17 protein-coding genes are annotated in these 18,556 nt (G+C 65.4%); 8 read left to right on the top strand and 9 right to left on the bottom strand.

Annotated features, from left to right (window positions below; translation table 11 throughout):
* The first annotated feature begins 65 nt into the window (after positions 1-65).
* Positions 66-1,085, top strand: coding sequence for a glycosyltransferase (locus tag LK533_RS16300; RefSeq protein ID WP_229364135.1), 1,020 nt, complete (start codon positions 66-68; stop codon positions 1,083-1,085).
* Here LK533_RS16300 and LK533_RS16295 read toward each other — a convergent pair whose 3' ends face one another.
* Both LK533_RS16295 and LK533_RS16290 read right to left on the bottom strand, forming a co-directional pair.
* Positions 1,086-2,606, bottom strand: coding sequence for a lipopolysaccharide biosynthesis protein (locus LK533_RS16295; protein WP_229364134.1), 1,521 nt, complete (start codon positions 2,604-2,606; stop codon positions 1,086-1,088).
* An 84-nt stretch (positions 2,607-2,690) separates the two neighbouring features.
* Positions 2,691-3,578, bottom strand: coding sequence for a hypothetical protein (locus tag LK533_RS16290; protein WP_229364133.1), 888 nt, complete (start codon positions 3,576-3,578; stop codon positions 2,691-2,693).
* A 485-nt stretch (positions 3,579-4,063) separates the two neighbouring features.
* Here LK533_RS16290 and LK533_RS16285 point away from each other — a divergent pair, with 485 nt between their 5' ends.
* From LK533_RS16285 to LK533_RS16275, 3 genes are all read left to right on the top strand, one after another.
* On the top strand, positions 4,064-5,146 hold the full coding sequence (locus tag LK533_RS16285; protein ID WP_229364132.1) for a glycosyltransferase family 2 protein: 1,083 nt from the start codon (positions 4,064-4,066) through the stop codon (positions 5,144-5,146).
* Between the two features lie 23 nt (positions 5,147-5,169).
* Complete coding sequence (locus tag LK533_RS16280; RefSeq protein ID WP_229364131.1) at positions 5,170-6,687, top strand: glycosyltransferase; 1,518 nt, start codon at positions 5,170-5,172, stop codon at positions 6,685-6,687.
* A gap of 155 nt (positions 6,688-6,842) precedes the next feature.
* Positions 6,843-8,468 carry an alpha-D-glucose phosphate-specific phosphoglucomutase gene (locus LK533_RS16275; protein ID WP_229364130.1) on the top strand — a complete coding sequence of 542 codons (1,626 nt, stop codon included), beginning with the start codon at positions 6,843-6,845 and terminating at the stop codon, positions 8,466-8,468.
* 118 nt (positions 8,469-8,586) lie between these two features.
* Here LK533_RS16275 and LK533_RS16270 read toward each other — a convergent pair whose 3' ends face one another.
* From LK533_RS16270 to LK533_RS16260, 3 genes are all read right to left on the bottom strand, one after another.
* Positions 8,587-8,925 (bottom strand): hypothetical protein, encoded by a 339-nt coding sequence (locus tag LK533_RS16270; protein WP_229364129.1) that lies wholly within the window; start codon positions 8,923-8,925, stop codon positions 8,587-8,589.
* A gap of 149 nt (positions 8,926-9,074) precedes the next feature.
* Positions 9,075-9,314 carry a hypothetical protein gene (locus tag LK533_RS16265; RefSeq protein ID WP_229364128.1) on the bottom strand — a complete coding sequence of 80 codons (240 nt, stop codon included), beginning with the start codon at positions 9,312-9,314 and terminating at the stop codon, positions 9,075-9,077.
* A gap of 125 nt (positions 9,315-9,439) precedes the next feature.
* The gene (locus LK533_RS16260) at positions 9,440-10,480 is read right to left on the bottom strand and encodes a metallophosphoesterase family protein (RefSeq protein WP_324255325.1); all 1,041 of its coding nucleotides are present in this window, start codon (positions 10,478-10,480) and stop codon (positions 9,440-9,442) included.
* On the opposite strand from LK533_RS16260, the gene LK533_RS16255 reads away from it, so the two are divergent.
* Positions 10,472-11,299, top strand: a complete 828-nt coding sequence (locus LK533_RS16255) for a M48 family metallopeptidase (RefSeq protein WP_229364127.1) — start codon at positions 10,472-10,474, stop codon at positions 11,297-11,299. The genes LK533_RS16260 and LK533_RS16255 overlap by 9 nt on opposite strands.
* A 20-nt stretch (positions 11,300-11,319) precedes the next feature.
* Here the strand turns inward: LK533_RS16255 and LK533_RS16250 are convergent, their stop codons facing one another.
* Positions 11,320-12,012 carry an acyltransferase gene (locus LK533_RS16250; protein WP_229364126.1) on the bottom strand — a complete coding sequence of 231 codons (693 nt, stop codon included), beginning with the start codon at positions 12,010-12,012 and terminating at the stop codon, positions 11,320-11,322.
* 460 nt (positions 12,013-12,472) lie between these two features.
* On the opposite strand from LK533_RS16250, the gene LK533_RS16245 reads away from it, so the two are divergent.
* The 3 genes from LK533_RS16245 (at position 12,473) to LK533_RS16235 (ending at position 15,564) form a co-directional block, all read left to right on the top strand.
* On the top strand, positions 12,473-13,057 hold the full coding sequence (locus LK533_RS16245; RefSeq protein WP_229364125.1) for an SGNH/GDSL hydrolase family protein: 585 nt from the start codon (positions 12,473-12,475) through the stop codon (positions 13,055-13,057).
* Between the two features lie 132 nt (positions 13,058-13,189).
* Positions 13,190-14,413: a glycosyltransferase family 4 protein gene (locus LK533_RS16240; protein ID WP_229364124.1), complete on the top strand. Its 1,224-nt coding sequence runs from the start codon at positions 13,190-13,192 to the stop codon at positions 14,411-14,413.
* Positions 14,414-14,778: 365 nt separating this feature from the next.
* The gene (locus LK533_RS16235) at positions 14,779-15,564 is read left to right on the top strand and encodes an SGNH/GDSL hydrolase family protein (RefSeq protein WP_229364123.1); all 786 of its coding nucleotides are present in this window, start codon (positions 14,779-14,781) and stop codon (positions 15,562-15,564) included.
* A gap of 106 nt (positions 15,565-15,670) precedes the next feature.
* Here LK533_RS16235 and rfbA read toward each other — a convergent pair whose 3' ends face one another.
* From rfbA to galE, 3 genes are read right to left on the bottom strand one after another with little or no spacing between them, the layout of a single operon-like run.
* Positions 15,671-16,546 carry a glucose-1-phosphate thymidylyltransferase RfbA gene (rfbA, locus tag LK533_RS16230; protein WP_229364122.1) on the bottom strand — a complete coding sequence of 292 codons (876 nt, stop codon included), beginning with the start codon at positions 16,544-16,546 and terminating at the stop codon, positions 15,671-15,673.
* Complete coding sequence (rfbD, locus tag LK533_RS16225; protein WP_229364121.1) at positions 16,543-17,493, bottom strand: dTDP-4-dehydrorhamnose reductase; 951 nt, start codon at positions 17,491-17,493, stop codon at positions 16,543-16,545. The genes rfbA and rfbD overlap by 4 nt, the downstream gene beginning before the upstream one ends.
* A 37-nt stretch (positions 17,494-17,530) precedes the next feature.
* On the bottom strand, positions 17,531-18,535 hold the full coding sequence (gene galE, locus LK533_RS16220) for a UDP-glucose 4-epimerase GalE (RefSeq protein WP_229364120.1): 1,005 nt from the start codon (positions 18,533-18,535) through the stop codon (positions 17,531-17,533).
* Positions 18,536-18,556: the final 21 nt, after the last annotated feature.

Genomic DNA, 18,556 nt, shown 5'->3' with positions numbered 1-18,556 from the left:
TCCCCCGTCGTGAGGATCGTCCGCGAAGCTTGACGCCGTCTCGTGATGCAGTGCAACGCACCGGCATGCCGATCGTCAGTATTATCCTCCCGACCTATAATGGCGCACAATATCTGGAGGAGCAGATCCGCTCCATTCAGGATCAGAGCGTCACCGATTGGCAGATGCTGATCTGCGACGACGGCTCCACCGACGATACGGTTGCCGTCACCCGGGCGCTGGCCCAGGGCGATCCGCGCATCAGGATTTTCCCGAGCACAGGCAATCTGGGCCAGCAGCTCCGGCTGAAGCAACTGGCCGATGCGGCCGATGCCGATCTGATCGCCGTTGCCGATCAGGATGACGTTTGGGCCAGCGACAAGCTGGCCCTGCTGCTTGACGGGATGGGAGACGCCGACCTGTGTTTCGGCACCTCGTGGCTGATTGATGGGGATGGCCGGGAGTTCGGCCGCGACCTTGCCTCCAGCCTTCGGCCGCGTCTCATGCCGGGTGAGCGTTTGAGCCTGCTCGCAAGGCCACTCGTGTCCGCGCATGCGATGATCGCACGCAAGCAGCTGTTCGGCGCGGCGGTATTCTCGCGGGCAGCTCCGTTCGACTGGCTGATGTCGATCGAGGCCGCGTGGAGTGGCGGGTTCGTCCATGTCCCGGCAGCGCAGACGCGACATCGGTTGCATGGCGGCAACCAATCCAACGCATCGTTTGCACAGGAGCAGGAGCGCCCCCGGCTCATCAGCCGATCTGCCCTGCGGACGCTACCCTGGATGGTGGTTCGGATGCGGTACCATCTGCTGGGCAAGCTCGAACATCTGAGCTTTGCCGAGACCGTCCCCGCCGACCGGCGCGCACGCGCCAGAAAGGCCTGGGTGGAGTGCTACAATACCTGGTACGCCCCCTGGTCGATAGGACGTCGCCTCATCGGAGCGCTTCCGGGGAATCTGGAAGCGCTGCTTCGCCCCCTCGCCGGATCCGACGAGGACTGGCAGTATTTCAAGCTCCATCTCGATATACTCTGCCCGCCGCTGTACGCACCGTCACGACTGATGGCGCGTAAGCGCCGCCTGGAAGTCGAATGGCCGGCCCAGTAATTATTCGGTAGCGGTCTTGCCGATCGCCGACGTTCCGGACCGGCGCAGTGCCAAGGGCAGCATAACCAAGCTCTTGAGCTGTGCCCGGCTCGTGTGGAAGCAGGCCAGCACCACCAGATAGCTTGCCATCGCACCGATGGCGCTCGCTGCCAGCGGCCCGAAGCCGGTGATCTCGAAAAGCCGGCGTGCCTGCCACAGGAGCAACCCCGTGGCCGCCGATGCAACAATGTTGGGAAGGAGCAGCCGGGCCATGGTCCCTCGCCGGACCGGTCCCTGACGCACCACCACCGCGACCAGCATCGGGGTCTGGATCAGGCATACCGACAGAGCCGATACGGCGGCCACGTAGACAATGCCCCAAGGCAAGCCGCAGGCATAGGCAAGCACGTTGATGGCTGCCGCGGCGGTACCGAACACCATCTGCTCGCGCGAGCGTCCCTGGCTGATCAACAGCCACCCCGTGGCGGAGTTCACGGGCGTGAGGATGGCACCCAGGCAAAGCCAGGCAAAGATCGGAGCGGCAGGCAGCCAGCGCGGACCCAGCACAAAGGCGATGAGCGGATCGGCCAGAAGTCCCGCAAAGATCATCGCGGGCGCCACCACCAGCAGCATGGCCTGGGTCATCTGCAGAAAGGCCTGGCGATAGCGCTCGGGATCATCGACCAGGCGGGAAAGAGCCGGCACGGCCACGCGATTGAAGGGCGCCTGGATCTGCGACAGGGGCTGCACCGCGAGCTTCCAGGCGCGGTCGTAGAGACCCAGCACCACTCGCCCAAGCGCCGCCCCGATCATGATGTTGTCCACCGTCATGTTCAGATAGCCGGCGAGGTTCGAGATCGTGATGTTGCTGCCGAACCGGGCCAGCGACAGCGCGCCCCGGTCAAAGGACGGCGCACGTGGACGCCAGTCCGAAAACCCCCAGATGAGGGCGATCGACGTCAAGCTCGCACCCGTCTGGGCCAGCACCAGCGACCAATAGCCCCAGCCATACCAGGCAAGGACGGCCGACAGCACCACCGAAACCGTAAGGGAGCTCACCTCGATGATCGCGATCGCGCCGTAACGCATCTGTCGGTTGAGCAGCGCACTTTGCAACATGCCGAAACCGCCCAGGACGATGAGCGCCGCACATGCCAGGGTAACGGCGATCACGCGCGGCTCGCCATAGAGCCAGGCCAGCAACGGCGACGACAATCCCGCCACAATGCCAAGCCCGGCCGACAAGCCCATGCTGATCCAGAAAAACGCGTTCAATTCCGCGAGCCGCAGCCGCGGGCGCGAGACCACCGCTTGGGTGAGGCCGAGGTCGGCCAGCACCTGGACGAAGCCGATCACCGGCGTCACCATCGCGACCAGGCCGAAGTCTTCGGGCAGCAGCAGCCGGGCGAGCAGCAGCTGCGAGGCGAGCATCAGCACTACCTTTGGCACCTGCACCAGCGCGGTGATCGAAGCACCTCGTACCGAGCGCGCTTTCAGGCCATCGGACGACGACAGGTCCTGCCAATATTCCTCGAGATCCATCGCTCTTCCGATTGGGCTACCCGGACGTCAGGCGCGTGCGGGCACGCTTAGGCAGCACGCCTATGCCGGGCAACCAGCAATGCTTCAGCCCGCGCGGTTGGCCTTGGCGCGTCGGGCATCCCGTCGTTGCCGCTTGGCCGGATTGTCCAGATCGGCGTTGCTGGGCGCAAGCCGCAGCTTCAGCTTCAAGCGCCGGATGGCCCGGGCGGCGAAATTGACCTGCCCATTTCCTGAAATGTGGAAGGGATGGCGGGTAATGAGATGGACCCAGCGCGGGCGAAGCGCGCGACGGTACTTCTCCGTGATCGCGTGGCGCGAGCGTTGGTAGCCTGCGTCCAGCGTTCCCCCGCTGTTATGGCGAAGGAGGAAGTCGATCACGTAACAATTCCATCCCAGAATATCGGCAACGATGCACAGATCGGGGCCGTAGTGATGGAAACCGGTGAGATCGCTCGACACCGCCAGATTGGCGACACGCCGCGCGACGATGAAATTCTCGTCCAGGCTGACGACGCGGCTAGGAAAGGGCCCGCCCGCAATTTCGGGATCGCCATGAGGGTGGGAGATGCAGATGGCCGGCCATCCGTCGTCGGTGTGGCCGGCATTGCCGCACAGGCCCCATTTGGGATCCAGCGCATCAAGGGTCGCTAGTGCCTGATCGAGTTCCGCGCGCCCGCTGTCGCGCAGGACGATGTCCTGGTGACACAGGATGATGTAGTCGCCCCGCGCCGACTGGAGGAACTCGTTGGTCGCGACATAGGCATCGGCGACGTTCGCACTGCTGTTGTCGATGACCAGATATTCGCAGCAACTCTCGTCAAAGCCGCGCTGACGCAAGGATGCCGCACAGCCCTCATACTCGTCCCAGCGCGTCACCATGGTGCAGATCGAGAAACGCGGCGCCTCCGCACCCCCAAGTCGCCGGACAATCCGGCGCGGCCCAATAAGGGCAGGATCGGTGAGCATCGGCATCACATAACGCCTACGGCGAAGCGGAGGATCGGCAATCTATCGGCTCTCGTGACGGACCGCCTGGGTCCGGCGGCTCCGGGCGCTCTTAAGTAGAATGCTGGAGCTCGGCAACCTGCCACAAGCCACGCTGGCAGCACGGATCGGCCCTCTTGCAGTTCATCCTTGCCGCGCACGAGCGCTGCGAACACGGGATCGGCCATGCAACCTGTGCTTTTGCTTTGCGCGCCGGGGCAAATGCTCTAGCGCCAGCCTCGGTGGCGGCTTTGCTTCGGGAGTGCTCCCGAGCGCGTCCGTTGCGCGACGGCTTGGTCCGTGTCCAGTGCTCGGTTACTCATGATCAAGTCTCTAGCGGCTCCCCGAATTCGGATTTTCGTGACGACTATGGATCTGCCCCTGCCCGAGCCTTGCCCCAGGGGCGCTGGAACCGCGCGTCCCTCTCCTTGCGGAACGTTCCTGTCGCGGAGACAGGGCAAAGGAGCCATGGCTTGATCCCGATCTCGGTCGCGATGGCGACCTATAATGGTGCGCGCTTCCTTCGCGAGCAGCTCGACAGCATCGCCGCCCAGACGGTGCTGCCGGCCGAGCTCGTCGTAACCGACGATGGGTCAACCGACGACACGATCGCCGTCGTGCGCGCGTTCGCCCGGACGGCCCCCTTCCCCGTCCATGTTCATGAAAACCCGGTTCGCCTGGGGTTCCGTGCCAACTTCATGCACGCCCTTGAGCTGTGCACGTCGGAGCTGATCGCGCTTTGCGACCAAGACGACATCTGGGAAGCGCACAAGCTAGAACGGGTATCGGCGCCGTTCACGGACCCGGAGGTGCTGCTGTGCTATCATGAAGCATGGCTGATCGACAGCGCCGGCGAACGCCTAGGGCTGGCCCATATCTATCCCCTGCTCGACAGGAACCTACCCTCCTCCACCAACCCCATGCTGAATCCCTATGGGTTTGCCATGATGGTCCGCCGGCGGTTGCTGGACTTTTCCGAGTTCTGGGAATTGTCGGTCGACAATCTGCAGCTGCAACACAAGATGGCACACGACCAGTGGCTCTTCTTTCTCGCATCGGCGTTCGGGACAGTGGCCTATATCGACGAGCCGCTTGCCGGCTATCGGCAGCATGGCAACAACACCTATGGCTTTGCCGGCCCTGCCCGGAACTGGCGCGGGAAGGTGGCAAACTGGGTCAACATCCGGGCAAAGGACTTCGCCAGTCTCACCGTCGCGGCCAAAGCCCGGGCATCCATTCTGGCGCGCGCCTCCGACCGGCTCGACGAGACATGGCGGCAAAGGGCACGCGTGGCGATTGCCCGGTACGAGACGTTCGCCACCCATGCGCAGCTACGGGCTGCGATCTACGACAGCCCAAGCATGATCGGTCGGTTGAACGCGTGGCGCGCGCTGCATCGCGACGGCGCCTATGCGAATGACACACGGTGGACGTTCGGGCGCAAGGCAGCGCTTGTGGATCTGGGCTGCCTGATCGCTCCTAAAGGCCTGCTTGGCGCCGTTTCCGCGAGCGGAAGCGGAAAGACCACCGAAGCCCCGGTGGCAACGAAATCCTGAATTCCTCTCAGCGGCGAGATGCAATGCGAGTACTGCTTTACAACTTCGTGCAACCCGAAGAGCCCGGAGCCGGCGGCGTTGGCGTCTATCTGAACAACCTAGCCAAGGCGCTGGTCAAGGATCACGACGTGATCCTCCTGAGCTCGGGCGATCGCTACTCGCCCCGGCAGCGCGAGCCGCGCGTCGAGTTCAGCGAGGACGCGTACCACCGCGCGGTCGTGATCAACTCGCCCGTGCTAGCACCGGCAGCCTATAGTTTCGGCGATCCCGACATCTATCTGACGAGCAAGGATCTCGATTTCATCCCCGCCCTGCTGGCGGAGAAATACGGGAAGATCGACGTCTTTCATTTCCAGAACATCGAAGGGCTGACCAAGTCCTTCTTTGTCACTTTGCGGCAGGTGTTTCCGGACGCGCAGATTGTGTACTCGGTGCACAACTATCATCCTGTCTGCCCTAGGGTCAGCCTGTGGTACCAGGACCGCGTGGTCTGCACGGACTATCGCGACGGTGTCGGCTGCACCATGTGCCTCGCGCCGATCTTCGACCCCAATTATATCCGCGCGCGGCGCAGGCTAATGGCGCTCGAGGAATCCTATCCGCGGGCGATGGCCATCGTCTCCCCCCTGGTGTCGCTGGCGAAGCGGGGCCGCCGCCTTCTCCTGAAGGTGCGGCAAAAGGCGGACGTGATCGAAGCGCCCACCAGCGCTGCCCTGAGCAGCAGCCAGAGCGGCGCGTCCTCCGCCTCCTATGCCGATTTCCGGAAAAGCAACATTGCCTTGTTCGAGGACGTGTTCGACCGGGTTCTGGCGGTTTCGAAACGAACGGGGCAGGTCATCATCGACCGCGGCGTTCCGGCGCACAAGGTATCGGTGTCCTATATCGGCACGGCGCACAAAAGCACCTATCTCACCAGCACCAAGATCCGCGACATCGGTTCGGGTCTACATCTCGGCTATATCGGCTACATGGGGACCGACAAGGGCTTCAACTTCCTGCTCGAATGCCTGGAAAAGATCCCGGCAGACGTCGCTGCCGAAGTGACCGTGACAATTGCGGCCAAGAACACGTTTCCGGAGCGACGGGCACGGATGGAAAACCTTGCACCTCGGTTCAAGGCGCTGCGCTATTTCGACGGCTACACCCATTCCAACCTGGATATGGTTCTGAGCGGCGTGAACCTGGGCCTTATCCCTGTGCTGTGGGAAGACAATCTTCCGCAAACGGCCATCGAGCTGGTGTCGCGCGGCATTCCCATCCTGACGTCTGATCGCGGCGGCGCCCAGGAGATCGCGCACAACCCGAAGTTTATCTTCAAGTCAGGCGAGCACGACGCCTTTGTCGACCAGGTCTGCCGGATCAGCCGGCGGGAGCTCGAACTCAACGAGTTCTGGGACCGCGACATGAATGTCTTCTCCATGGACGAGCATGTCGAGGATCTGATGCGTCACTATCGCAAGGATGATCGCTGGACGGCCGATCCGTACCAGGCCGGCGGCGAGATGGACGCGGTCGCGGGGGTGGGCGGCCTAGCCGGATGAGCTTGCAGGGGCGGCAAGGATGGCTACATGTCGACACTCCGACATGTAGCCATCCCTCCTGACCCTTCGCCGTACTGCCCATAACTGCACGACACCGCGCCCCCCTTGCGGCTGCGTTCCTGCCGCCGCAAACAGGCTCCCCACAGGAGACACGCATGCCCGAGATCGCGACGACGCCGTTCCCAGACCAGAAGCCGGGCACCTCAGGCCTGCGCAAGAAGGTCACGGTGTTCCAGCAGCCGCACTATGCCGAGAACTTCATCCAATCGGTGTTCGACGCGATCGATGCGCCGGCAGGCGCCACGCTGGTGGTCGGCGGTGACGGGCGCTTCCACAACGGGGTCATGATCCAGACCGCGATCCGCATGGCGGCTGCCAACAGCTTTGCGCGGGTGGTAGTGGGCCAGGGCGGCATCCTGTCGACGCCGGCCGCCTCCAACCTGATCCGCAAGCGCGAAGCCTTCGGCGGGCTGATCCTGTCGGCCAGCCACAATCCCGGCGGCCCCGACGGCGACTTCGGCATCAAGTATAATGTCGGAAACGGCGGCCCGGCGCCCGAGAAGATCACCGACGCGATCTTTGCGCGCACGACGGTGATCGACCGCTATCGCATCGTCGAGGCGGCGGACGTCGACCTCACGGCACTGGGCGAGCAGCGCGTCGGCGAGCTTGTCGTCGAGGTGGTCGATCCGGTCGCCGACTATGCCGCGTTAATGGAGCAATTGTTCGACTTCGCCGCGATCCGCGCGATGATCGCCGGCGGCTTCCGGTTGAGCTTCGATGCGATGCACGCGGTCACCGGCCCCTATGCGCACGAGATCCTGGAGAACCGCCTGGGTGCGTCCGCCGGCACGGTGGTCAACGGCACCCCCCAGGAGGATTTCGGCGGCCACCACCCGGACCCCAATCTGGTCCATGCCCGCGACCTCTATGAGCGGATGATGGCGGCGGACGCACCCGACTTCGGCGCCGCCTCGGACGGTGACGGCGACCGCAACCTCATCATCGGTCGCGGCATCTTTGTGACACCGTCGGATTCGCTCGCGGCGCTGGCGGCCGATGCGCATCTGGCACCGGGCTATGCCGGCGGGCTCAAGGGCATCGCGCGCTCAATGCCGACCAGCCAGGCGGCCGACCGGGTCGCGGCCAAGCTCGGCATCCCGCTGCACGAAACGCCGACGGGGTGGAAGTTCTTCGGCAATCTGCTCGATGCCGGCATGGCGACGATCTGCGGCGAGGAAAGTGCGGGCACCGGCTCCGACCATGTCCGCGAAAAGGACGGGCTGTGGGCGGTGCTGCTGTGGCTCAACATTCTGGCCGTGCGCAAGATGCCGGTCGCCCAGCTGATGGCCGAGCATTGGCAGACCTATGGGCGGACCTATTATGCCCGTCACGACTATGAGGGCATCGCCACGGAGGGCGCCGACGCGCTGATGGCCGGGTTGCGCGGCCGCCTCGCCACCCTGCCCGGCGAGACGGTCGACGACCTCACCGTCGAGGCGGCGGACGACTTCGCCTATACCGATCCCACCGACGGCAGCACCAGCAACCGCCAGGGGGTGCGTATCCGCTTTGCCGGGGGATCGCGCATCGTGGTGCGCCTGTCGGGAACCGGCACTGAGGGGGCGACGCTGCGCGTCTATCTGGAACGCTACGAGCCGACGGGCGGACGGCTCGACCTCGTCACCGGGGACGCGCTGGCACCGCTGGTCGCCGCGGCCGAGGCGATCCTGTCGATCCAGGCGCACATCGGGCGCACCGCGCCCGACGTCATCACCTGATCTGTCATAGGCGTCTGGGTGTCGGCGTGTCGACATCCAGACAGGCAGGCGTGCAGGGGGCCTGGGAAGCGGGCCCTCTCCTGCCGGCGCCCGCGCGCTGCGCGACGGCGCCGCAGGGCTATCTGCGGTCGCGCCGCGCCATCGGGCGCACCCGCACGCCCAGGCTGATGACAAAGGGCCAGAACAAGGTGTTGGCGAGGTCGCTCAACGTATCCGCCCAGCGCATGCCGTACAGCAGATAGTCCATCCCCTCATTGGCCGCCTCGGCAAGCACCACCGCGGTAAAGGGGATAAAGGTGCCGAGCGAGCGGCCGCTGACGAGACGAGTCAGCAGCAGCACGGCTAGGCCTGCATGGATATGCAGAATGGCGTCGGGCAGGCCGGTGCCGTCGCCGATCCATTCGATCCAGGCGTGGTAGCGGGCGGGCAGGTCCATCGCCGCCTCAAATCCGGCCATCAGGAAACTCGCAAAGGCACAAGAAAGCGATCGTCATTTCCCTTCGTCGGCACAGGAACACCGCCACGGCCGACGCTCGGAACAGCCATGTGCTTCAGGCAAAAAAATGGCGGCCGAAAGGCCGCCATTCTTCCTAAACTTCCGACAGCTCAGTTGCTGTTGGGAGCGTCGTCGTCCGAGTCAACGGCGACGTAGATGCCCGCGACCACGGCAGCAGCAGCGAGAACGCCGATGAGGATGCCGCCACCGGCCAGCTCGTTCGACTTCTTGGCCGAGGTCGAAGCCTTGGCATTGTTGGCGACCGACAGCGACGCCGCTCCGTTGGCCATTGCCGGAGCCGCGATCATCGACGATGCCACGACGGCGGTAAGCAGCTTGCCCATACGCATAGTGTACGCTCCCTTATTTAAATCCAAATCCATTGCCCGATACCATCCGCCTTGGTGTGAGACAACCCGGTTGGTGCAGTGCAATACGATTCTGGCTTGGTGTTGGCCTTATGCAACGCTCGAGACTAGGCTGCAACGGCTACACGGGCTCCCTGTTCCTGCAGGACCCAACGTTTTTCCGCTTCAAATCCCATCGCAGTAAGGATTCCAGAGCGATAGGCACCGGTATCGATGCCGATACGATGCGGCAGCTCGACGATTTCTTCCGATATGGTGTGGCCATGCACGACCAGCTTTTCAAGCGGGGTGCGGGCGCCAAGAAACTCTTCGCGAATCCAGCGAAGATCGGCAGGCCGCTGCTCCACAAGCGGGATGCCCGGGCGAATGCCGGCGTGCACGAACACATAGTCGCCCGCCACTACCATATCCTCGCAGGTTTCGAGGAACGCGCGATGCGCTGCCGGCACCGCATCGACCAGCAGGCCGTGCAGCTCGTCATAATCGGCCCGGGCATAGGCCAGCGGGCAGACGCCATAGCTCAGGATCGTCTCCTCGCCGCCGATCCGGCTGAACAGGCGGAGCGCCTTTGCATCCCCCGCCAGTGCGCCGAGGAAGATCTCCTCATGGTTGCCCAGAAGGACACGCACGCCCAGCCGCTCGGCCTTGAGCGCAATCAGCCGGTCGATCACCTGGGCGGACTCCGGTCCCCGGTCGACCAGATCGCCCAGGAAGATCAGCTCGCCCGCAGGGCCGCCGCGCGCCGCCTCGTCCTGCGCGATCTGCGCCAAGAGGCCGTCGAGCAGATCCAACCGGCCATGGATGTCGCCGATGGCATAGAGCCGGCGGCCCTCCGGCACGCTGGCGGCCGGCACCATGGTTTTCTGGCGTCGAAAGAGGAGTTTCGTCAGCATCGCGACTGCTTTACGCACTTTACCATGAACAGGGAATGTCGGCAGATGGTGCGGCGCGGTTGCCGCGCAAGCTTGGGTTGGTGCATCGGCGCAGCGCTTGCAATCGGGTGTGGCGCACCCGCACCGGCCGCAGACCCGGTGTTTCCCGCCATCCGTACCGCCGACACCCTGCTGGCCCGCATCGGCTATCGCCTGGCGACCGCGAACGCGTCCTTGTGCGACCGGCAGGAACCGGGCCTGGGGCTCGTGCTCCATACCCCAGAGCAATATTCCCGCGACCTGCGTGCGGCTGCTGTCCGCTACTTCCACCTGGACGGCCCGGTCGGCGTGGAAGCGGTGATCGAGGGCTCGCCTGCCGCACAAGCGGGGATCCGTGCCGACGATACGCTGCTCGGCATCGGCACCGCCCGGTTCGCCCCTGCCGATCTGAAAGCGGAAGCCACCACCGCCGCGGCCCAGCGGGTAGCGGGCCAGGTGGCGGCGCTGTCGCCCGACACGCCTTTGGAAGTGCACGGTCGCAGGGAAGGCGCGGCCTATGCCCAGACCGTGCGCCCGGTGCCGGCCTGCCGCAGCCGCTTCGAGGTCGAGATCGGCACCGAGTGGACGGCCAAGGCCGATGGGGAAATGGTGCAGATCGGCAGCCCCTTCCTGGAAACCTATCCGGAAGACCAGCTGGCGGCGGTGGTCGCCCATGAGCTTGCGCACAACATCCTGCGCCATCGCGAGCGCCTGGAAGCGAAGAACGTCGACTACGGCATGTTGTCGGGCTTTGGACGCAACGCGCGCTATTTCCGCCAGACCGAGCTGGAAGCCGACATCCTGTCGGTCTCGCTGCTCGCCAACGCCGGCTACGACCCGCAAGTGGCGGTGCGTTTCTGGAAGGATTTCGGGCCGAAGCGCGCCGGCGGCATCCTGCGCAGCCGCTCGCATCCGGCATGGGCCGACCGGGTCGCCACGATCCAGCATGCGATCGCAGCGCTCGGCAACGATCGGCCGCATCGCCCTGCCCTGCTCGCAACGCGCGACCAGCCCTTGAGCGGCGACTGGCAGGCCCTGCTGGTACAGGCGCCCTAGGCACGGCACCGGCGCAAGGGTCAGCCCCCCTGCCCGCCCGAGGGCAACAGGCTGCGGCGAACGGCCGCCGGCACCCCAAGCGCCAGGCTGAACGGCGGCAGCGAGCGGGTGACCACCGATCCGGCGCCGATCACACAGCCCTCGCCGATCTCCACCCCGTCGAGCACCGAGACATTGTTGCCGATCCAGCAGCGGTCGCCGATCCGGATCCCGCGCCTGCTGACGTGCCCGGTGACATAGCTGCCGTTGGCGTCGCCCACGTGTGACTCCGCCGATGCGGTGAACCCGGCGCCGATCTGCACGTCGGTTCCGATCCGGATCGGTCCGCCGATGCCCAGCACCGCATTGGGCCCGATGTAGCTGCCCTTCCCGATCCACAGCCCCTCGGCAGGCTGGTTGAGCCCGCTGCGCCCCTGGATCCAGGCGCGCTCGCGGATGGTCACGCGATCGGCCAGCACGACGCCGTGCTCGGCCGAACAATCGACATAGGAAAAGCCGCCGATCGAGGCACCCCGCCCCGCGCGCAAACGCCTTCCCATCACGAAACTGACATGCGGCCCCAGTAGAAGGCCGTTGGACCGCCGGAGGCGCAACCATGACCACAACAGGCCGCGCAGCATCGGCCAGGCCCCCTTGGCGAGCAGATAGCCGATGTCGCCCGACCGGATCGTATAGGACCGGCCGGTCAGCTTCTGGATCAGGGCCGCGATCATCGGAGGCGCCAGGCGCGACGACCCGTGGCGTACAGCGGGCCACATACGTGCGCATCGGTATGCGGACGGACGACAGGTTGGAACAGGATCGGCAAGCTGCCCTCGTTTCGGGATGCGGAGCCGCGATTTACCCCAGGATGGGCGGTTGTGCCATCCATGGACCCTGCGCGAGCGAACCGAAGGCGCAGATCTTGCTCCAACGGCGTGGTGCCCCCGGCGGCGTCAGGAAACGAAAGGTTCGACCATGTTGCGAAACCTGTTCCAGTACCTTGCTCGCATGGCCGGTATCCTAAGCCTGACAGGAATGGCGACCGGCTGCGGCGAAGATGGAGGAACGCCAGCCCCATCAGCCGGCGTGGTGGTCGTCCGTGGCACCCCAACCCCGTCCCCTGCTCCCAGTCCCACGCCCACGCCTGCCTCGACATCGACACCGATTGCGGCCGTGCCGGGGGCCGTCATCGTGCAAGCAGGCGATAGCATCGGCTCCGGGCTGACGACCGAGGACTGGGCAGCAATCGACCATCTCGGCTTCGACAGCGACGTGGTCGTCCACAATGTCAGCGTCCCCGGCAAGACCATGCAGACCGGCTACGGGATGCGCGAGACCGAACTCTTTCCGTTTCGAAGCACCAGCGTCCCGTCCATCCTGCTGATCCAGCAGGGCACCAACGACCTCTATCACGGCACCAGCGCCAGCCTCACCTACCAGGCCATCCTGGTGCCGTTCGTCTCCAGCGCAAGGGACGCCGGCTTCTACGTCGTGGTGAACACGCTGCTGCCGCGCGCGGACAGTGGCTGGACGGCGGCGATGGAGGAGCAGCGCATCCTCTACAACAACCTGGTGCGCGCCAACACCGCCAAGGCCGATGCGGTCAACGACATCGCCGCGGACCCGTTGCTGGGCGACGGCATCAACCCGGCGACGTCGGACCTCTATGCCGACGCCTTGCACCTGTCGCTGAAAGGGCAGGAACGCATGGCGATCCTGGACGCTGCGGTCCTGAGCCCCTTTCTCCAGCGCCCGGTCCGCACGCCGTCGCGCTGAGCCGCACGGTCACCTTCCCCTGCCCGGCCGTTGCCCGCACCAGGGGTTGCAGGGCATAGCGGGCAGCGGTGCCGCCACCCCTGCCTCGGGGACCGGGCGATCCGCATCTGAGTTCCACGACGACGGACGCCCATGCGCATTCTGAATATGAGCCAGAACTATTTCGTCGTCGGCGGCATGGACGTGGCGATGTTCACGCTGGAAGGCGTGCTGCGCGCGCATGGCCATGAGGTAATCCCCTTCACCGCCGCCGACCCGCAGAACGCGCCCACGCCCTATGCCCGTTATTTTCCGCCGGCACCGCGCACCGAGGCCACCAGCCCCAAGGCCTTGCTGCAGGCGCTCTACTCTCCGGGCGCGCGGCGTGCGCTTGCGCACTTGCTCGACGAGCATCCGGTCGACCTCGTCCACCTGCACAGCTATTTCAAGCGGCTGACGCCGGCGATCCTGCCGGAATTGCGCCGCCGCAACATCCCGGTGGTGCAGACCCTGCACGAATATCGCGCCGTGTGTCCAGTCTCGACATTGTACCGGGACGGGCAGCTCTGCACCGAGTGCCGGGGTGGACGCTATCGGGAGGTGCTCCGCCATCGCTGCGCGGGGGGATCGCTCGTGCGATCCGCCTGGAACTATGCCGAGATGCAGGCGAGCGACTGGCTGGGTCACAAGCGCGACATCGCGCGCTACATCACCGTCAGCGACTATCAGCGCGACCTGCTGATCGGGATGGGGATGGACCCGCACAAGCTCGTCACCGTGCATCACCCGGTGGACATCCCGCCGCAGCCGCAGCCCGGCATGAGATCCGGCGAGGTGCTGTTCTTCGGCAGGCTGGAGACGCCCAAGGGCGCCGACCTGCTGCTCGAGATCGCCGCGGGATTGCCCGACCAGCGACTGGTGATCGTAGGCGACGGCAGCCGGCGCGAGGATCTGATCCAGGCGGCGCGCGACCAAGGCCTTGGCAATGTGGAATTCCGGGGCGTCCTGCGCGGCGATGCGTTGCAGGCGGCGATCGGCCAGGCGGCGTGCGTGATCGTGCCCTCGCTTTGGCCGGAGGCGTTCGGGCTGACCTGCGTGGAGGCGCTCGCCCATGCCACGCCGGTGGTCGCCTCGGCGATCGGCGGCATGCTCGACACCGTGCGCGACGGGATCGACGGCTTTCTTGTGCCGCCCGGCGACGTCGCGGCAATGGTCGATCGCGTGCGCCGCCTGACGGCGGACCCAGCCCTTGCCCAGCGCATGGGAGCGGCCGGCCGGCAGCGGATGGCGAGCGATTTCTCTGCCGAGCTTTTCTACCAGCGGACCCTGCGCGTCTACGAGGATGCGATCGGCATACACCGGGCGGCCGCGGCGTGACCGCCCGCCCGCCGGCTGCAGCCGGTCAGGGCATGTAGAGCGTCGCAGCCACCATCAGCAGGATCGCCCACATCGCCAGCCCAAGACTCCGTCGTCCCAACCGCATTCTCCTTTATCCCATTCTCGCGCTCTTCGCCTGCGCCCGGCACGCGGTGATCGGCACTCGAGGATCATAGTGGGACAGGAACGCCGCCTCAATCTTTCGGGCGGCAGGCAGCCCGTGCCCGATGGCGAGACGTCACCTTGTAACAGGCGACCCACAGGCGCATACGTAATTGTACGTATTCCGGGGGAAAATGCCGTCGTCAGAAACTACGCTCCAGCGGTGTCTGGAGGTGACCCGTCACGTCGCTTGCGTGGCGGGAGTGGCTTTGGCGCTGAGCGCCTGTGGCGGGGGCTCGGCGCAGAGCGATGGCGGTGGCAGCGTCATCACTCCTCCGGTTACGACCCCCATCCCCACGCCGACACCGGCTCCGGGGGGGGATGCGATCGTCGTGCCGGCGGCATGTACCATTGAGGATTCGGTCCTGAACCGGTCTGGCCTCCAGATCGCCCCGGTCAGTGGCACGGTCCTGGCCGTGGCAATCGGTTCGAGCAGCACCGCGGGCAATGGGGCAAGTTCGCCGAGCAACGGATATGTCGCCGTGGCCCAGCGCCTGCTCGCAGACTATACCGGTCTTGCCCAATTCGTTGTGGTGAATGCTGGCGTTCCCGGCGATTCCCTGTCCCAAGTCCGCAGCAGGTTGCAGCGCGATGCGCTTGCGATGAACCCCCAGCTCATGATCCTGCAGGTGGGCGTGAACGATGCCGCGGCGCAGCCCACCCAGGCCGGCGTGGATGCTTTCCGTGTCGATTTTGACAACCTTGTTACCCAGATCAGGCGCAAGTCCCAGCTGATCATCGTAACTGGCCAGCACTATGAACGTCAGCCCGCCTTCTACGAAGACTATATGAACGCCATGGTCCAAGTAGCGGACCAGCAGGACATCGCGGTGTTCGATCGCTACAAACTTATGAAAAAGCTAGTTTCTTCAGGGAAATACCCGTTCGGCAGCCTGCTTGCCGGAGACCTATTCCACCCGAACGATGTGATGCATCGATGTACGGGCAAGGTCCTCGCGGATCTCGTTGCAGCAAGCGTCACCAAATAGCGATTGGGGCACAATCGGCAGCGCAGCTATGCGCCCGAGCATTGCGCAGCTCCGTGCCCTACGTGTCGACACGTATAAAAGCCGACACGCAAGACACGCCGCCCCTTTAGGTTCGCTGCGCCTCGACCGCGTGCAGGATCGCGCGGCCGTATGCGGTCTTCTTGAACCGCTCACCCGCAGCGCGCGCCTGGTCGGTCGAGATCCAGCCTTGGTGGAGGGCGATTTCCTCCAGGCAGGCGATCTGGATGCCCTGACGATGCTGGATGGTGCGCACGAACTCGCCGGCTTCCAGCAGGCTGTCGTGGGTGCCGGTGTCGAGCCAGGCATAGCCGCGGCCCATCTGCTCGACGTACAGGTCGCCCGCTTCCATGTAGAGGCGGTTGAGGTCGGTGATCTCGAGCTCGCCGCGCGGCGAGGGCTTGAGGTTGCGGGCATAGTCCACGACGCGGTTGTCGTAGAAATAGAGGCCGGTCACCGCATGGTTGGACTTGGGCGCCTCGGGCTTTTCTTCCAGGCTGATCGCTCGGCCACCCTCGCCGAACTCGACCACGCCATAGCGCTCGGGATCCTCGACCCGATAGCTGAATACGGTCGCGCCCTGCGTGCGCGCGACCGCGCTCGCCAGCAGGTCCGTCAGGTGCGCACCGAAGAAGATGTTGTCGCCCAGCACCAGCGCGACATTGTCGTCGCCGATGAAGTCCGCGCCGATGGTAAAGGCCTGCGCCAGGCCGTCGGGGCTCGGCTGCTCGGCATAGGAGACCGACAGGCCGAACGCTGATCCGTCCTCGAACAGGCGCCGATAGTTGTCGAGATATTCGGGGCTGGAAATGATCAGGATGTCGCGGATGCCGGCCAGCATCAGCACCGACAGCGGGTAGTAGATCATCGGCTTGTCGTAGACCGGCAACAGCTGCTTGTTCACTGCCAGCGTTGCCGGGTGGAGCCGCGTGCCGGACCCGCCGGCGAGAATGATGCCCTTCACTTCTTGGCTCCGATCAGTTCGTCGAGAATATCGCCCAGGGCCTCGGCCCAGGGACGCGGGGTGATGCCATAGGCCCGCTGGATGGCGGCATGGCTCAACAGCGAATTGGCGGGACGACGCGCCGGAGTGGGATATTCGGCGGTGGTGATCGCCTCCACGGTGGCGGTGGGGCCGCCGCGTTCCGCCGACTGGCGAAAGATCTCGGCCGCGAAGTCCGCCCAGCTCGCCGCACCGGCGTTGCTGAAGTGGAAGGTGCCACCGGGCGCCGCCGGATTCTCGGCAAGCCGCATCGCGATCGTCAACAGCGCTGCTGCCAGGTCGGCCGCGCTGGTGGGCGAGCCGTGCTGGTCGCCGACGACGCGCAGATGGCCGCGGTCGGCACCAACCCGCAACATGGTCTTGATGAAGTTATGGCCGTGCGGGCTCACCACCCAGGCTGTGCGCATAATCGCGTGGCGCGCGCTGGAGGTCCGCACCGCCAGCTCGCCGCCGAGCTTGGACGCGCCATAGACGCCGAGCGGACCCACCGGGTCGTCGACTTCCCACGCCCCCTGCCCTTCGACGTTGCCCAGGGCAGATCCTTCGGCACCGCTCACAGGCTTGTCGCCGGCGAAGACATAGTCGGTCGACACCTGCACCAGCGGAATGCCCGCCTGAGCACAGGCCTCGGCAAAGGCAGCGGGTGCCAGGGCGTTGACCTTCCAGGCGGTGACGATGTCGCTCTCGGCCTTGTCGACCGCGGTATAGGCGGCGCCGTTGATCACCGCGGCCCAGGGCTGTCCGTCATGCCCGCCTGCGACCGTGGCGGCGATCGCCGCCGGGTCGGTCAGGTCGATCCCGGTGCGATCGAACGCGACCACCTGCCACCCCTGGGGCAGCGTGGCGCGTGCCAACTCGATGCCAAGCTGGCCGGAACCGCCAGTGACGAGGATTGCGTGTTGGATCATCGATTTTCCGACATGTCGACAAGTTGACGGGTATGCATCATGCTCCTTCTGCGCGCTCGGCAAGCTTGCGCTCCCAGGCGAGCGCGTCGGTGACGATGCGCTCGAGATCGTCATAACGCGGACGCCACGGCAGCGCCGCCAGGATCGCGCTGTTGTCCGCGATCAGGGCGGCGGGATCGCCGGCGCGGCGGCCTTCGATCCGGCGCTCGATCGTCACGTTGGTCACGCGATCGACCGCATCCAGCACCTCGATCACCGAATAGCCATGGCCATAGCCGCAGTTGAGGATTTGGCTGCGTTCCGGCTCGGCCAACAGCAGCGCCAGCGCGTCGACATGGGCAGCGGCCAGGTCACTGACATGGATATAGTCGCGCACGCCCGTCCCGTCGGCAGTGTCGAAGTCGGTGCCGAACACGCCGACATGGCCGCGCTTGCCGGTCGCAGCTTCAACCGCGACCTTGATCAGATGCGTCGCGCCCGCCGTGGACTGGCCGCTGCGCCCGGCCGGGTCGGCGCCGGCGACGTTGAAGTAGCGCAGCGCGCAGAAGTTGAACGGATGCGCATGCGCCACGTCCTTCAGCATCGCCTCGGTCATCAGCTTCGACATGCCGTAGGGATTGATCGGCTGCGTCGGATCGCTTTCGACGATCGGTACGCGCTCGGGCGTGCCATAGGTGGCGGCGGTGGAGCTGAAGATGAAATGCTTCACCCCGCACGCCACCGCGCTCTCGATCAGGGAGCGGCTCGCCGCAGTGTTGTTGCGGTAATATTTGAGCGGATCGCTCACCGATTCCGGCACGATGATCGAGCCGGCGAAGTGCATGATCGCGCCGACCTGATGCTCGCGCATCGCTGCACGGACCTTGGCATCATCGGTGATGTCAGCTTCCACAAAGGCGGCGCGCGCGTCCACCGCCCAACGGAAGCCGGTCACGAGATTGTCGACCACCACGACGGGATAGCCCGCGTCGAGCAGCGCCAGCACGGCATGGCTGCCAATATAGCCGGCACCGCCGGTCACCAGAACACAAGGCTTGGTCATGGGGCCTCCCTCTCCTGCTTT

Source organism: Sphingomonas sp. PL-96, assembly GCF_020707215.1.
Classification (GTDB): Bacteria; Pseudomonadota; Alphaproteobacteria; order Sphingomonadales; family Sphingomonadaceae; genus Sphingomonas.
This window is presented reverse-complemented; position numbering and strand designations above follow the sequence as displayed.

What these genes read in the sequence shown, in the direction of transcription:
- LK533_RS16290 (WP_229364133.1), bottom strand. Translation starts at nt 3,578, where the DNA reads ATGCCGATGCTCACCGATCCTGCCCTTATTGGGCCGCGCCGGATTGTC.
- LK533_RS16280 (WP_229364131.1), top strand. Translation starts at nt 5,170, where the DNA reads ATGCGAGTACTGCTTTACAACTTCGTGCAACCCGAAGAGCCCGGAGCC.
- LK533_RS16270 (WP_229364129.1), bottom strand. Translation starts at nt 8,925, where the DNA reads ATGGCCGGATTTGAGGCGGCGATGGACCTGCCCGCCCGCTACCACGCC.
- LK533_RS16295 (WP_229364134.1), bottom strand. Translation starts at nt 2,606, where the DNA reads ATGGATCTCGAGGAATATTGGCAGGACCTGTCGTCGTCCGATGGCCTG.
- LK533_RS16250 (WP_229364126.1), bottom strand. Translation starts at nt 12,012, where the DNA reads ATGATCGCGGCCCTGATCCAGAAGCTGACCGGCCGGTCCTATACGATC.
- rfbD (WP_229364121.1), bottom strand. Translation starts at nt 17,493, where the DNA reads ATGATCCAACACGCAATCCTCGTCACTGGCGGTTCCGGCCAGCTTGGC.
- LK533_RS16300 (WP_229364135.1), top strand. Translation starts at nt 66, where the DNA reads ATGCCGATCGTCAGTATTATCCTCCCGACCTATAATGGCGCACAATAT.
- galE (WP_229364120.1), bottom strand. Translation starts at nt 18,535, where the DNA reads ATGACCAAGCCTTGTGTTCTGGTGACCGGCGGTGCCGGCTATATTGGC.
- LK533_RS16265 (WP_229364128.1), bottom strand. Translation starts at nt 9,314, where the DNA reads ATGCGTATGGGCAAGCTGCTTACCGCCGTCGTGGCATCGTCGATGATC.
- LK533_RS16260 (WP_324255325.1), bottom strand. Translation starts at nt 10,480, where the DNA reads ATGGAGCACGAGCCCCAGGCCCGGTTCCTGCCGGTCGCACAAGGACGC.
- LK533_RS16240 (WP_229364124.1), top strand. Translation starts at nt 13,190, where the DNA reads ATGCGCATTCTGAATATGAGCCAGAACTATTTCGTCGTCGGCGGCATG.
- LK533_RS16275 (WP_229364130.1), top strand. Translation starts at nt 6,843, where the DNA reads ATGCCCGAGATCGCGACGACGCCGTTCCCAGACCAGAAGCCGGGCACC.